General features: G+C 72.1%; 12 protein-coding genes. 5 read left to right on the top strand and 7 right to left on the bottom strand.

Features of this window, described 5'->3' with window-relative positions; all coding sequences use genetic code 11:
- Positions 1-44: 44 nt before the first annotated feature.
- A complete protein-coding gene (locus OG456_RS29865) occupies positions 45-1,247 on the top strand; it encodes an amino acid deaminase/aldolase (RefSeq protein WP_266566348.1) in 1,203 nt (400 codons plus the stop codon).
- 13 nt (positions 1,248-1,260) lie between these two features.
- Here the strand turns inward: OG456_RS29865 and OG456_RS29860 are convergent, their stop codons facing one another.
- From OG456_RS29860 to OG456_RS29840, 5 genes are read right to left on the bottom strand one after another with little or no spacing between them, the layout of a single operon-like run.
- The gene (locus OG456_RS29860; RefSeq protein ID WP_323136365.1) at positions 1,261-2,220 is read right to left on the bottom strand and encodes a DUF2510 domain-containing protein; all 960 of its coding nucleotides are present in this window, start codon (positions 2,218-2,220) and stop codon (positions 1,261-1,263) included.
- Positions 2,221-2,248: 28 nt separating this feature from the next.
- Complete coding sequence (locus tag OG456_RS29855; RefSeq protein ID WP_266566346.1) at positions 2,249-3,538, bottom strand: haloacid dehalogenase-like hydrolase; 1,290 nt, start codon at positions 3,536-3,538, stop codon at positions 2,249-2,251.
- 33 nt (positions 3,539-3,571) lie between these two features.
- The gene (locus OG456_RS29850; protein ID WP_266566344.1) at positions 3,572-4,351 is read right to left on the bottom strand and encodes a 3-oxoacyl-ACP reductase; all 780 of its coding nucleotides are present in this window, start codon (positions 4,349-4,351) and stop codon (positions 3,572-3,574) included.
- Between the two features lie 6 nt (positions 4,352-4,357).
- Positions 4,358-5,722 carry an aldehyde dehydrogenase gene (locus OG456_RS29845; protein ID WP_266566342.1) on the bottom strand — a complete coding sequence of 455 codons (1,365 nt, stop codon included), beginning with the start codon at positions 5,720-5,722 and terminating at the stop codon, positions 4,358-4,360.
- Position 5,723: 1 nt separating this feature from the next.
- Entirely contained in the window at positions 5,724-7,100 is a 1,377-nt protein-coding gene (locus tag OG456_RS29840; protein ID WP_266566340.1) for a glutamine synthetase family protein, read from the bottom strand.
- A gap of 86 nt (positions 7,101-7,186) precedes the next feature.
- Here OG456_RS29840 and OG456_RS29835 point away from each other — a divergent pair, with 86 nt between their 5' ends.
- The 3 genes from OG456_RS29835 to OG456_RS29825 all read left to right on the top strand — a co-directional run bounded on the left by OG456_RS29835 (position 7,187) and on the right by OG456_RS29825 (position 10,191).
- Positions 7,187-7,912 (top strand): FadR/GntR family transcriptional regulator, encoded by a 726-nt coding sequence (locus OG456_RS29835; protein ID WP_266566338.1) that lies wholly within the window; start codon positions 7,187-7,189, stop codon positions 7,910-7,912.
- Between the two features lie 111 nt (positions 7,913-8,023).
- Positions 8,024-9,472, top strand: coding sequence for an ethanolamine permease (eat, locus tag OG456_RS29830; RefSeq protein ID WP_266566336.1), 1,449 nt, complete (start codon positions 8,024-8,026; stop codon positions 9,470-9,472).
- 26 nt (positions 9,473-9,498) lie between these two features.
- The gene (locus OG456_RS29825) at positions 9,499-10,191 is read left to right on the top strand and encodes a gamma-glutamyl-gamma-aminobutyrate hydrolase family protein (RefSeq protein ID WP_266569482.1); all 693 of its coding nucleotides are present in this window, start codon (positions 9,499-9,501) and stop codon (positions 10,189-10,191) included.
- A 15-nt stretch (positions 10,192-10,206) separates the two neighbouring features.
- Here the strand turns inward: OG456_RS29825 and OG456_RS29820 are convergent, their stop codons facing one another.
- Positions 10,207-11,148 carry a LysR family transcriptional regulator gene (locus OG456_RS29820; protein ID WP_266566334.1) on the bottom strand — a complete coding sequence of 314 codons (942 nt, stop codon included), beginning with the start codon at positions 11,146-11,148 and terminating at the stop codon, positions 10,207-10,209.
- 70 nt (positions 11,149-11,218) lie between these two features.
- Between OG456_RS29820 and OG456_RS29815 the strand changes: the two genes are divergently transcribed.
- Positions 11,219-12,376: a TDT family transporter gene (locus OG456_RS29815; RefSeq protein ID WP_266566332.1), complete on the top strand. Its 1,158-nt coding sequence runs from the start codon at positions 11,219-11,221 to the stop codon at positions 12,374-12,376.
- Here OG456_RS29815 and OG456_RS29810 read toward each other — a convergent pair.
- Complete coding sequence (locus tag OG456_RS29810) at positions 12,303-13,037, bottom strand: helical backbone metal receptor (RefSeq protein WP_266569481.1); 735 nt, start codon at positions 13,035-13,037, stop codon at positions 12,303-12,305. The genes OG456_RS29815 and OG456_RS29810 overlap by 74 nt on opposite strands.
- Between the last annotated feature and the right edge of the window lie 2 nt (positions 13,038-13,039).

Genomic DNA, 13,039 nt, shown 5'->3' with positions numbered 1-13,039 from the left:
TCCTCCCCCTACCCCGCGGTAATCGTGTCTGGCAGGCTTCGGTCATGACACCCCGCGCAGCCGACAGGGCCCGCTACGACCGGGCCACCGCTCATCTCGACGCCCCGGTCGCGATCGTCGATCTGGACGCGTTCGACGCCAACGCGGACGACCTGGTGAGGCGGGCGGGCGGAAAGCCGATCCGCGTCGCGAGCAAGTCGGTGCGCTGCCGGACCCTTCTCGAACGGGTACTGGCCAGGGACGGTTTCGCCGGGATCATGTCGTTCACGCTCGCGGAGTCCCTGTGGCTGGCGCGGTCCGGTTTCGAGGACGTGCTGCTCGCGTATCCGTCGGCGGACCGGGCCGCTTTCGCGGAGCTCGCGCACGACCCGAAGCTGGCGGCGGCGGTCACGGTGATGGTCGACGACCCGGCCCAACTGCGGCTGATGGACGACGCGCGGGACGGCGGGCGCGAGGAGATCAGGGTCTGTCTGGAACTGGACACCTCGTGGCAGGTGCTCGGCGGCCGGGTGCGGGTCGGCGCCCGCCGCTCCCCGCTCCGCTCCCCCGCCCAAGTCGCCGACATGGCACGCTCCGTGGCCCGGCGGCCGGGGTTCCGGCTCGTGGGTCTGATGGCGTACGAGGGGCATGTCGCGGGTGTCGGGGACGCGGTCGCGGGGCGGCCGGTGCGGTCGCGGGCGATCCGGCTGATGCAGGCGGCGGCCCGCAAGGAGCTCGCGGTCAGGCGGGCCGAAGTGGTGCGCGCGGTACGGACGGTGGCGCCGGACCTGGAGTTCGTGAACGGCGGCGGCACGGGCAGCGTGCAGCACACCGCGGCCGAGCGCGCGGTGACCGAGATCGCGGCGGGGTCCGGTCTCTATGTGCCGCGCCTGTTCGACAACTACACGTCGTTCACGGGCCGGCCCGCCGCCCTGTTCGCGCAGCCCGTGGTGCGCAGGCCGGGCGTCGGGGTCGTGACCGTGCTCGGCGGCGGTTATCCGGCGTCGGGCGCACCGGGAGCCGACCGGCTGCCGGTCCCGTATCTCCCGGAGGGCCTGCGCTACGACCCGCAGGAGGGTCCGGGCGAGGTGCAGACACCGCTGCTCGGGGCGCCCGCCGACGATCTGCTGATCGGCGACAAGGTGTGGTTCCGGCACGCGAAGGCCGGCGAGTTGTGCGAGCGGTTCGACGTGCTGCGCCTGGTGGAGGGCGACACGGTGACGGCGACCGTGCCGACGTACCGCGGCGAGGGCTACACGTTCCTCTGAGTCCCTGAAGACGCTAAGGCGTGACGGTGGGGCCGATGCTGCTGCCCACGCCGCCGTCCGACCCGCTGTCGCCGGCCACCTTGATGCCCTTGACGATGCGGTCCATGTCGGAGAGCGGCGGCGCGTCCTCGCCTGCGTCGACGGTGATGCGGACGGTCACCAGGGACTCGGAGCCGACGCTGGAGGGGAAGACGACGGACTGGACGTAACCGCCGGGCCCCTTCGCGGTCTTCACCTTCCAGCGGACGAGGTAGCCGGCGCGCCCGGCGACCGCGGTCTGGCGGGCGGCGATCTGCTGGTGCGACTCGATGCCACCGAAGGGCTGCTGGTTGATGCCGTTCTTGTCGTACGAGGCGTTCGCGGCGTCCTTGATGTCCCGTTTGGCAATGACTTCGGGTGAGGTCTCGTCGGTCCCGGTGACGGTGCGGGAGACCACGGTGCCGTGCCGGCACAGACCCGAGTCGCCGGGGCAGTCGTAGGTGCGCGGTGTGGTGATCAGCATGTCGTCGTCGACGACGTTCTCGGCCTTCTGCCAGCCGTCGAGGACGGGGAGCGTGATGCCGTCGAGCTGGTCGACGGCGGTGGACGCGTCCTCGGTGGGGGTGGGCTCGGCGCTGCTCGCGGTGGCGGTCGGGTCCTTGGGCGTCGAGGCGCTCGTGGTGGGTGCCGTGCGGGTGTGGGGGTCGTCGCCGCCGCGGCCGAGCAGTACGGCGCCGGTGGCGATGGAGGCGACGAGCACGATGCCGGCGGCGGCCAGGGCGATGGTCCTGGCGCGGCGGCCCGGTGCGGCGGGCGGGCGCTGCGGGCCCGTGGCCGGGAGCGGGGGCTCGACGGGCGGCCCGAAAGCCTGTGGCGCGGCCGGGGTGTTCTGCGGCTGCCGCCGGTGCTCGGTCCACGCGGCCCCGTCCCACCAGCGCTCGGTGGGCGGGGCCGTGGGGTCCGGGTACCAGCCGGGCGGGGGCGTCATGCTCATCCCGGCACTCTAAATTGCGCGGGGAAGGTCAGTACACCGAGTCCGCCTGGTCGGGCACGACGGAGCCGTCCGGGCGCAGGACCGGGCCGAAGCCGCCCCCGGGCCTGTTGTACGCGGCCGTGGAGCAGGGGTAGCTGCCGGTCTTGCGCGGGAGCGGTTCGATGAACATGGGATTCACGACCCAGCGTCCGTCGGTGTTGTCGTAGGCGCGGCACATCACCTCGTTCTTGTTGCGGTTGAGCACGAGGTGCGCGCCGGTGGCGTCGCCGACGAAGGTGACGTCGGTGTCGGCGTCGCCGCCGCCGAGGGCGATGCGCTTGCTCCAACGCTGCTTCTCCCAGGCAGACTTGCCCTTGATGTGGAAGATGTCCTGGTTGATCCAGCAGCGCTTGCCGTCGATGTAGGGGATGGCCTCGCCCTGGGTGCGCCCGGCCCCGCCGCAGCCTTCGTTGTACGTGGTGATGCGGCCCTTGCCGTCGAGGACGGAGCGGATGGCGACGGTGTGGGCGCGGTCGATGCCGACGCCGCCCCTGCCGCTCGACCACACCTCGGTCACCGGCTCGGACCCGGCCGACACGATGTAGACGTCGAACCCGGCCTTCTGGAGCGTGCGGATGAGATCGCGCTGCTGCTCGTAGTAGCGGACGTACCCGGGAATGGTGTGCGTGCCGAGCGTCTGGGTCGAGCCGACAGGTGCGGCCAGCGCCTCGCGGCGGGCCTGCGCGGCGTACGACTCCAGTTCGGGGACGGTGTGTCCGGCGAACAGCTGCGGCACCCAGGCGTACTGGGGCACGGTGCGGCGGTGGTTCCACTCACCGGCGAAGGCGGCGGCGCCGCTCATGGTCCTGCCGGACTCACGGATGTTGAAGATCTCGTCCGTGCAGTCGGTGTCGGTGGAGGTCGGCAGGGGCGCACCGACGGGTACGGCGGTGCCGCAGGCGGCGGTCAGGGCCTTGTCGGCCTCGCCGGTCAGCCACTTGCTGGTCTTCTTCCAGTTCGCGGGCCGCAGGATCTTGTCGTGCTTGAGCGACCAGGCGATCGTCGCGTCGGTGACGTCGTTCTTGGAGACGGTGTTGTCCCAGTCGAACGCGGCGACGGGCCGGGGCCCGTGGTGGCCGGAGCAGGTCCCGCGCTCGTCGATCACGCGCTGGAGCCGGGCCCGGTTCTGGCCGTACCACGACAGCTTCTTCGAGAGCTGCGGGCAGGCCCGGTCGGTGGTGGGAGCGGACGTGGCTGCGGCCGCAGGAGAGACGAGAGCCGTGGCCACCAGGACGGTGACCACGGCTGAAGTCCACGCGGCAACATCTCTGTTACGCATGCCTGGGGACCGTACACCTACATGACGCGTCCCCTACAGAGGCGTGACGTACGCCCCCGAGATGCCGCCGTCGACGAGGAAGTCGGTGGCGTTCACGAACGAGGAGTCGTCGCTCGCGAGGAAGGCCACCGCGGCGGCGATCTCGTCGGCGTCCGCGAAGCGGCCGACCGGGATGTGCACGAGGCGGCGCGCGGCTCGCTCGGGGTCCTTGGCGAACAGCTCCTGGAGGAGCGGGGTGTTGACCGGGCCCGGGCACAGGGCGTTGACCCTGATGCCCTCGCGGGCGAACTGCACGCCGAGCTCGCGCGACATGGCGAGGACGCCGCCCTTGGACGCCGTGTACGAGATCTGGGAGGTCGCCGCGCCCATCCGGGCCACGAACGAGGCGGTGTTGATGATGGATCCCCTGCCCTGCTGCCGCATGTAGGGGATGGCGGCCTTGCAGCACAGGAAGACGGAGGTGAGGTTGACCTCCTGGACGCGCTTCCAGGCCTCCAGGCCCGTGTCCAGGATGGAGTCGTCGTCGGGGGGCGAGATCCCGGCGTTGTTGAAGGCGATGTCGACCGAGCCGTAGGTGTCGTACGCGGTCTTGAAGAGGGCCTCGACCTGTTCGCCGTCGGTGACGTCGACCTGGACGAAGGTGCCGCCGACCTCCTCGGCGGCCTTCTTGCCGGCGCTCTCGTCGATGTCGGCGCAGACCACGTTCGCGCCCTCGGAGGCGAGGCGGCGGGCGGTGGCGAGGCCGATGCCGCTGCCGGCTCCGGTGATGACGGCGGTGCGGCCGGTGAGGCGGCGGCAGATGATGTCGGTCATGGTGCTTCAGGCCTCCGTGCTTTCCGTGCTGATGAAGACGTTCTTGGTCTCGGTGAAGGCGGTGAGGGCGTCGGGGCCCAGTTCGCGGCCGACGCCGGACTGCTTGTAGCCGCCGAACGGGGTCGAGTAGCGGACGCTGGAGTGGGAGTTGACCGAGAGGTTCCCGGCGCGGACCGCCCCGGCGACGCGCAGGGCGCGGCCCACGTCCCGGGTCCACAGGGATCCGGAGAGCCCGTACTCGGTGGCGTTGGCGAGCCGGATCGCGTCGGCCTCGTCGTCGAAGGGCAGGACGACGGCGACGGGCCCGAAGACCTCCTCGGCGGCGGCGGGCGCGTCGGGGGCGGTGTCGGTGAGGACGGTCGGCGGGAACCAGAATCCGGCGCCCTCGGGGGCGCTGCCCCGCACGGCGGGCGCTCCCCCGTCGACGTACGAACGGACCCGTTCCAGCTGGGACTTGGAGATGAGCGGGCCCATCTGGGTCTTCTCGTCGGCGGGGTCGCCGACGACGACGGACTCGATCGCGGGCGCGAGCAGAGCCAGGAACCGGTCGTGGACGGACCGCTGTACGAGGATGCGGGTGCGGGCGCAGCAGTCCTGGCCGGCGTTGTCGAGGAACGACATGGGGGTCGCGGCGGCGGCCGCCTCGATGTCGGCGTCGGCGAACACGATGTTCGGGCTCTTGCCGCCGAGTTCGAGGGTCACGCGCTTCACCTGGGCGGCGCACTTGGCCATGATCTGTTTGCCGACGCGGGTGGAGCCGGTGAACACGATCTTGGCGACGCCTGGGTGCTCCACGAGGGCGGCTCCCGCCACGTCTCCCGCGCCGGGAAGGACCTGGAAGAGGTGCTCGGGAAGGCCCGCCTCCAGGGCGAGTTCGGCGAGGCGGAGCGCGGTGAGCGGGGTCGTCTCGGCGGGCTTGAGGATCACCGCGTTCCCGGCGGCGAGCGCGGGGGCCGTGCCCCACGCGGCGATCGGCATGGGGAAGTTCCAGGGCGCGATGACACCGACGACGCCGAGGGGTTCGAGGATCGTGATGTCGAGGCCGCCGGCGACGGGGATCTGGCGGCCGGTGAGGCGCTCCACTCCCCCGGCCGCGTAGTCGAGCAGGTCGCGGACGTTGCCCGCCTCCCAGCGGGCGTTGCCGATGGTGTGTCCGGCCTCGCGCACCTCGATGCGGGCGAGTTCCTCGACGTGCTCGTCGACGACGGCGGCGAAGCGGCGCAGAAGGCGGGCCCGGTCGGCGGGGGCCGCGGCAGCCCAGCCGCGCTGCGCCCGGTGGGCCCGCAGGACCGCGGCGTCGACCTGGTCGCGGGAGGTCGCGTGGATCGTGGCGATGACTTCTTCGGTCGCCGGGTTGAGGATGTCGTGCACGCTAGAGCCTTTCGAACGACCTGCGGAGTTCCCAGTCGGTGACGGCGGCGTCGAACGCGTCGAGTTCGACCCGCGCCATGTTGCGGTAGTGCGCGACGACCTCGTCGCCGAACGCGGCCTTGGCGATGGGGCTGTTCTCCCACAGCTCGGCTGCCTCGCGCAGCGTCGTGGGAACGTGCTCGTACTCGCCGGTGTAGGCGTTTCCGGTGCACTCCTCGGGCAGTTCGAGCTTCTGCTCGATGCCGTACAGGCCGGCGGCCACGAGTCCGGCGACCGCGAGGTGCGGGTTCACGTCGCCGCCGGGCAGGCGGTTCTCGAAGCGCATCGAGCGGCCGTGGCCGACGACGCGGAGTGCGCAGGTGCGGTTGTCGTAGCCCCACGCGGCCGCGGTCGGCGCGAAGGAGCCCGGCTGGAACCGCTTGTACGAGTTGATGTTGGGCGCGTAGAGCAGCGAGAAGTCGCGCAGCGCGGCGAGCTGGCCCGCGAGGAAGTGCCGCATCACCGGCGACATCCCGCCGGGGTCGTCCGCGGTGCCCGCCATGACGTTGGTGCCGGGCTCGTCGACGGACTGGAGCGAGAGGTGGATGTGACAGGAGTTGCCCTCGCGCTCGTTGAACTTGGCCATGAAGGTGAGCGAGACACCCTCCTGGGCCGCGATCTCCTTGGCGCCGGTCTTGTAGATGGCGTGCTGGTCGCAGGTGACGAGGGCCTCGTCGTAGCGGAACACGATCTCGTGCTGGCCGGGGTTGCACTCGCCCTTGGCGGACTCGACGACGAGACCGGCCGCGGCCATGTCGTTGCGGATGCGGCGCAGGAGCGGCTCGATGCGTCCGGTGCCGAGGACCGAGTAGTCGATGTTGTACTGGTTGGCGGGGGTCAGGTTCTTGTAGCCCGCGTCCCAGGCCTGCTCGTAGGTGTCCTTGAAGACGATGAACTCCAGCTCCGTGCCGACGTGGGCGGAGTAGCCGAGTTCGGCGAGCCGGTCGAGCTGGCGGCGCAGGATCTGCCGGGGCGCGGCCACGACGGGCGAGGCGTCGTTCCACGCCAGGTCCGCGATGAGCATCGCGGTGCCGTCGTTCCAGGGGACGCGGCGCAGGGTGGAGAGGTCGGCGTGCATGGCGAAGTCGCCGTAGCCGCGGTCCCAGGAGGACATCTCGTATCCGTCGACCGTGTTCATCTCGGTGTCGACGGCGAGGAGGTAGTTGCAGCCCTCCGTGCCGTGGGCGAGGACCTCGTCGAGGAAGAAGCGGGCGGCGAACCGCTTGCCCTGGAGCCGCCCTTGCATATCGGGGAAGGCCAGGACGACAGTGTCGATCTCTCCACTCTCGACGAGGGACGTGAGCTCCTCGACGCCGAGCGGGGGTGTGCGGTCTGCCACGGGAAGGCCTCCTTCGGGCTTCTTCGGTCAGCCGGAAGCCATAAGGTATTGCGGAGAACCATTGCTTGGGAAGGGGGTACGGCCATATGTCGCACACGGATGGCGACGACCGGCTCACGCCGGTGCTGCGGCCCGTGCGGGCGGGCAACGGATTCGAGGAGGCCCTGGAGCAGATCCTCCAGGTCGTCCGGCTCGGCCTGGTGCGAGGGGGTGAACGCCTGCCCTCCGAGAGGGAGTTGGCGGACCGGCTCGGCATCAGCAGGGTGACGCTGCGGGAGGTCCTGAAGGTGCTCCAGGACCAGGGCCTGGTCGAGTCGCGGCGCGGGCGCTACGGCGGCACGTTCGTGGTGTCGCGCACGGACGCGCCGGGCGAGGACGAGCTGCGCCGCCGCCTCAAGGACGTGGACGTCGAGGACGCGCTGCGCTTCCGGGAGGTCCTGGAGGTGGGGGCGGCGGGCCTGTGCGCCGCGCACGGCCTGACCGACGAGCAGGCGCAGCGGCTGCGCGACGCGCTCGCCCGCACCCACGACGCACCCCTCGCCGACTACCGGCGCCTCGACACCCTGCTCCACCTCACACTCGCCGAACTGTGCGGGTCGCCCTCGCTCACGGCGCAGTACGCGGCGGTGCGCGCGACGGTGAACGACCTCCTCGACTGCATCCCTCTGTTGGTACGGAACCTGGAGCATTCACAGCGTCAGCACACGGCCCTGGTGGAGGCGGTGCTCGACGGGGACGCCGACGGGGCGCGGGAGATGATGCGCGAGCACTGCGCCGGCACGGCCGCTCTCCTGCGGGGCTTCCTGACCTGAGCCCGTGATGAACCGGCGCGTAACGCAGGGGTCTTGATTTCTTCGCGCGCTCTCCGCAAAGGTATGGATTCACTCCATTGAGCATCCACCGCACGACGGGGAGCCCGCGCCATGACCTTGGACACCCAGAACACCCGCCCCACCGGTGATACGGGGGACGACTATCTGGAACGCAGAACGCTGCGCCGCGGCAGCGCGGGCTGGCTGCTCCTGACCGGGCTCGGCGTCGCGTACGTCGTCTCCGGCGACTACTCGGGCTGGAACTTCGGCCTGGCGCAGGGCGGCTTCGGCGGCCTCGGGATCGCGATGGCCCTGATGGGCGTCATGTACGCGTGCATGGTGTTCTCGCTGGCCGAACTGTCCTCGGTGCTGCCCACCGCGGGCGGCGGCTACGGCTTCGCCCGCCGGGCCCTCGGCCCCTGGGGCGGCTTCCTCACCGGCACGGCGATCCTCATCGAGTACGTCCTCGCGCCTGCCGCCATCTCCCTCTTCATCGGCGACTACGTCGAATCGCTCGGCCTGTTCGGCCTGACCTCCGGCTGGCCTGTCTACCTGGCCTGCTTCCTCGTCTTCATCGGCATCCACCTGTGGGGCGTGGGGGAGGCGCTTCGCTTCAGCTTCGTCGTCACCGGCATCGCGGTCGCGGCGCTGCTCGTCTTCGCGGTCGCCGCGTTCACCGACTTCGACGCGTCGAAGCTCAACGACATCCCCGTGGACACGAGCGCGTTCGGCGCCAACTCCTGGTTCCCCATGGGCCTGTTGGGGATCTGGGCGGCGTTCCCGTTCGGCATGTGGTTCTTCCTGGGCGTGGAGGGTGTGCCGCTCGCGGCCGAGGAGACCAAGGACCCGGCACGCACGCTGCCGCGCGCCATCCGCTGGTCCATGGCGATCCTCGTGGTGCTCGCCGTCCTGACGTTCCTCGCCTCGTCGGGGGCACGCGGCTCGGCCGCGATCCAGGGGGCGGGCAACCCGCTCGTCGAGGCGCTCCAGCCCGGCGGCAGAGCGACCGCGCTGAGCCGCATCGTGAACTACGCGGGGCTCGCCGGCCTGGTCGCGTCGTTCTTCTCCCTCATCTACGCGGGCTCGCGCCAGCTCTTCGCTCTCTCCCGCGCGGGCTACCTTCCCCGCTTCCTGTCGCTCACCAGCCGGCGCAAGGCGCCCTACCTCGGCCTGCTCGTGCCGGGCGCGATCGGCTTCGCGCTGGCGGCCGCGACGGGGGACGGTGCCCGCATGCTGAACGTCGCGGTGTTCGGCGCGACGATCTCGTACGCTCTGATGTCCCTGTCGCACATCGTGCTGCGGCGCCGGGAACCGGGCCTCGAGCGGCCGTACCGCACTCCGGGCGGCGTGCTCACGTCCTCCGTGGCGCTGGTCCTCGCGTGCGCGGCGCTGGTCGCCACCTTCCTGGTGGACGTGACGGCGGCGCTGATCGCGCTCGGGGTGTACGCGGTGGCGATCGGGTACTTCGGGGCCTACAGCCGCAGGCATCTGGTGGCGCGGGCCCCCGAGGAGGAGTTCGCGGCGCTCGCGGCGGCAGAGGCCGAACTGGAACGGGACTGACCAAGGCGAGGGAGCACGGGCACATGATGGGCAGGCCGCTGATCGGGGTCAGCACCTACTTGGAGGCGAAGGCGAGCTGGGGCGTGTGGGAGTTGCCCGCCGCACTGCTGCCCGCCGGGTACCCGCGGCTCGTGCAGTCCGCGGGCGGCCTCGCCGCGATGGTGCCGCCGGACGACCCCACGTACGCGCCCTCGGTGGTCGCCCGGCTCGACGGGCTCGTCGTCGCGGGCGGTCCCGACGTGGAACCGGGCCGGTACGGCGCCGAGCGCGAGGACCGCACCGGGCCGGCCGCGGTCGAGCGGGACGCGTGGGAACTCGCCCTGATCCGCGCCGCGTTGGCGTCCGGCAAGCCGCTGCTCGGCATCTGCCGCGGCATGCAGCTCCTGAACGTGGCCCTCGGCGGCACGCTCACCCAGCACATCGAGGGGCACGTCAAGGACATCGGCGTCTTCGGGACGCACGCGGTGACGCCCGTGCCCGGGACGCGGTACGGCGAGCTGGTGCCCGATGAGTCGGACGTGCCGACGTACCACCATCAGGCGGTCGACCGGCTCGGCCGGGGTCTGGTCGCGTCGGCCCACGCGGCGGACGGCACGGTCGAGGCGGTCGAACTCCAGGGCCTCACCTGGGTACTCGGCGTGCAGTGGCACCCCGAGATGGGCGAGGACGCACGCGTCATGGGCGGCCTGATCCGAGCGGCAGCGCGGGGCGGCTCCTGACGTCACGGGCGACGCTCAGGCCGGCCCGCGCGTGAGAGCGAGCAGCTCCCTGGCCGGCCCCACCGGCCGGTGCCCGGTCGGCCAGACCGCGCGCAGGTCCCTGCGCAGCCGTACGCCTTCGAGCGGGATCTCGACGAGCCTGCGGGCGGCGAGTTCTTCGCCGACGGCGAGCTCGCTCAGGACGGAGGGGCCCGCGCCGCTCACCGCCGCCGCCTTCACCGCGGTCGTCGACGACAGCTCGATGAGGGGGCGCGCCAGGCCGCCGAGCGCGGCGTCGAGGACCTGCCGGGTGCCCGAGCCGCGCTCGCGCAGGATGAGCGGGGTCGCCGCCAGCTCGTCGGCCGACAGCGGCTTCCTGCGCCGGGCCCACGGGTGTCCCGGGGCGGTGACCACGATGAGCCGGTCGTGGGCGATGACCGTGGCGTCCAGGCCCGCGGGCACCGCGAGGCCCTCGACGAAGCCGAGGTCCGCGTCGCCGGACAGGAGGCGCTCCGCGACCGCCGCCGAGTTGCCCGCGTGGAGCGACACCGCCGTGTCGGGGCGCTCCGCGCGCAGCGCGAGCAGCCAGTTCGGCAGCAGGTACTCGGCGATCGTCATGCTCGCGGCGACCCGCAGGCGCGAGTCACGGCGGTCGCGCAGCGCCTGTGCCCCGGCGTCGAAGGCCGCCGCCGCCTCGACGATCCGCCGCGCCCAGTCCGTGACGAGCGCGCCCGCGTCGGTGAGCCGTGAGCCGCGCGGCGACCGGTCGACCAGGGCCACCCCGAGCTGGCGTTCCATGGAGCGGATGCGGCTGCTGGCGGCGGGCTGCGTGATGCCCGTCTCGCGGGCTGCGCGGCCCAGACTGCCGAGCCGCGCCACGGCGAGCAGGAGTTCCAGCGCGCCGAGGTCCGGGACCCGGTGGGCGAGCCCCGCCCCCGTCGTGGAACCGTCCACCGCACCCGCCGTATCGCCACTCATAAATCCAGCTTATGCCCTCATAGAGGCATGGTCCCTGGTGGGGGGATCGGCCCGGCGCGACCGTGGACTCATGGTCACCGCCGCCCAGCCGCTGACAGCGGCCCGCATCCCGTCCCTTCGATGTCCCGCCGTCCGCCACCTCGGTCCCAACTGGTACGCGTCGGTGATGGGTACCGCGATCATCGCGAACGCGGGCGCCGCGCTCCCCGTACACGTTCCGGGCCTGCGGGCCCTGTGCACCGTGATGTGGGCACTGTCCCTCGTGGCCCTCCTCGTCCTCCTCACGGCCCGCGCCCTGCACTGGACACACCACAGCGACCGCGCGAAGGAACATCTGCTCGACCCGGCTGTGGCCCCCTTCTACGGCTGCCTCGCGATGGCATTGCTCGCTGTCGGCGGCGGCACGATGCTCGTCGGCCAGGACTGGATCGGGACGCAGGCGGCCGTGGCCCTGGACACGGTGCTGTTCACGGCGGGCACGGTGATCGGGCTGGTCGCGGCGGTGGCCGTCCCGTACCTGATGGTGGCCAAGCACCGGATCGAGCCGGGTCAGGCGTCCCCCGTGTGGCTGCTCCCGGTCGTGGCGCCCATGGTGTCCGCGGCCGTCGGCCCGCTCCTGGTGCCGCATCTCCCGTCGGGCCAGTGGCAGCAGACGCTGCTCCTCGCCTGTGTCGCCATGTTCGGGCTCAGCCTGATCGCCACCGCGGTGATGCTTCCGGTGATCTTCGCGCGCCTGGTGACGGCGGGACCGCTGCCGCTGATACTCACGCCCGCGCTGTTCCTCGTGCTCGGGCCCCTCGGCCAGTCGACGACCGCCGTCAACAAGTTCGCGGACACCGCGCCGGGCGTCCTGCCGGCCCCGTACGCCCAGGGGTTCGGCGTCTTCGCCGTCCTGTTCGGAGTCCCCGTGATGGGGTTCGCGCTGCTGTGGCTGGCGCTCGCGGCGGCGCTCGTGGTGCGGGCCCGCCGTCGCGGGATGCGGTTCTCGATGACGTGGTGGGCGTTCACCTTCCCCATCGGCACCTGTGTCACCGGCGCGGAGGGCCTAGCCAAGCACACGGGGCTCGCGGCGTACGACGTGCTCGCGGTCGTCCTGTACGCCGTGCTCGTCGCCGCCTGGGCCTTCGCCGCCGTGCCCACGGTCCGCGGCCTGATCAGCGGAGAGCTGCTCGCAGCGCCGCGCGCAGCACAGCCGGCGCCTGCGTCAACGACGGCCCGTACCACGTGAGATGACGCCCGCTGACGAGCGCGGCGGGCACCGGGAACTGCTCGGGCCCGTCGTCGCGCGTGAAGCGGTACGGCTCGTCGGGCAGCACCACCAGGTCGATGTCCGCCGAGCGCAGTTCGTCGGCCGCCAGGCGCGGGTAGCGCTCGCCGTGGTCCGCGTACACGTTGTCCACGCCGAGCCGGGCGAGCACGTCACCGGCGAAGGTGTCCCTGCCGAGCACCATCCAGGGGCGCCGCCACACCGGCACCGCCGCCCGCAGCCGCCGGGTGGGGGGCTCAAGTCCGTCCCAGGCCGCCGCGGCCTCGTCCAGCCAGCGGGGCCGGCGGGGAGAGCCGCAGGCCCTGAGGACCCGCTCCAGCTCACGCAGCGCGCCCGGCAGATCGCGGATCTCGGTGACGAGGACGTCGAGTCCCGCGGCGCGCAGGGCCGCGAGGTCGGGCGCGCGATTCTCCTCCTCGTTGGCGATCACCAGATCGGGGGCGAGGGCGATGATCCGCTCGACGTCGGGGTTCTTCGTACCGCCGATCCGTACGAGACCGCTGCCGAGGTCCGCCGGGTGTGCGCACCAGTCCGTGGCACCGACGAGGGCTCCGGGCAGCGTGACGGCGACCGCCTCGGTCAGCGAGGGGACGAGGGAGACGACGCGCGGGCCGCGGGGCACGG

The sequence above is a fragment of the Streptomyces sp. NBC_01446 genome, from assembly GCF_026340095.1.
GTDB classification, from domain to species: Bacteria; Actinomycetota; Actinomycetes; order Streptomycetales; family Streptomycetaceae; genus Streptomyces; species Streptomyces aureus.
Note: the sequence above shows the minus strand (reverse complement) of the source record. Positions and strands in the feature narration are given on the sequence as shown.

What these genes read in the sequence shown, in the direction of transcription:
- OG456_RS29865 (WP_266566348.1), top strand. Translation starts at nt 45, where the DNA reads ATGACACCCCGCGCAGCCGACAGGGCCCGCTACGACCGGGCCACCGCT.
- OG456_RS29860 (WP_323136365.1), bottom strand. Translation starts at nt 2,220, where the DNA reads ATGAGCATGACGCCCCCGCCCGGCTGGTACCCGGACCCCACGGCCCCG.
- OG456_RS29855 (WP_266566346.1), bottom strand. Translation starts at nt 3,538, where the DNA reads ATGCGTAACAGAGATGTTGCCGCGTGGACTTCAGCCGTGGTCACCGTC.
- OG456_RS29850 (WP_266566344.1), bottom strand. Translation starts at nt 4,351, where the DNA reads ATGACCGACATCATCTGCCGCCGCCTCACCGGCCGCACCGCCGTCATC.
- OG456_RS29835 (WP_266566338.1), top strand. Translation starts at nt 7,187, where the DNA reads ATGTCGCACACGGATGGCGACGACCGGCTCACGCCGGTGCTGCGGCCC.
- eat (WP_266566336.1), top strand. Translation starts at nt 8,024, where the DNA reads ATGACCTTGGACACCCAGAACACCCGCCCCACCGGTGATACGGGGGAC.
- OG456_RS29825 (WP_266569482.1), top strand. Translation starts at nt 9,499, where the DNA reads ATGGGCAGGCCGCTGATCGGGGTCAGCACCTACTTGGAGGCGAAGGCG.
- OG456_RS29820 (WP_266566334.1), bottom strand. Translation starts at nt 11,148, where the DNA reads ATGAGTGGCGATACGGCGGGTGCGGTGGACGGTTCCACGACGGGGGCG.
- OG456_RS29815 (WP_266566332.1), top strand. Translation starts at nt 11,219, where the DNA reads ATGGTCACCGCCGCCCAGCCGCTGACAGCGGCCCGCATCCCGTCCCTT.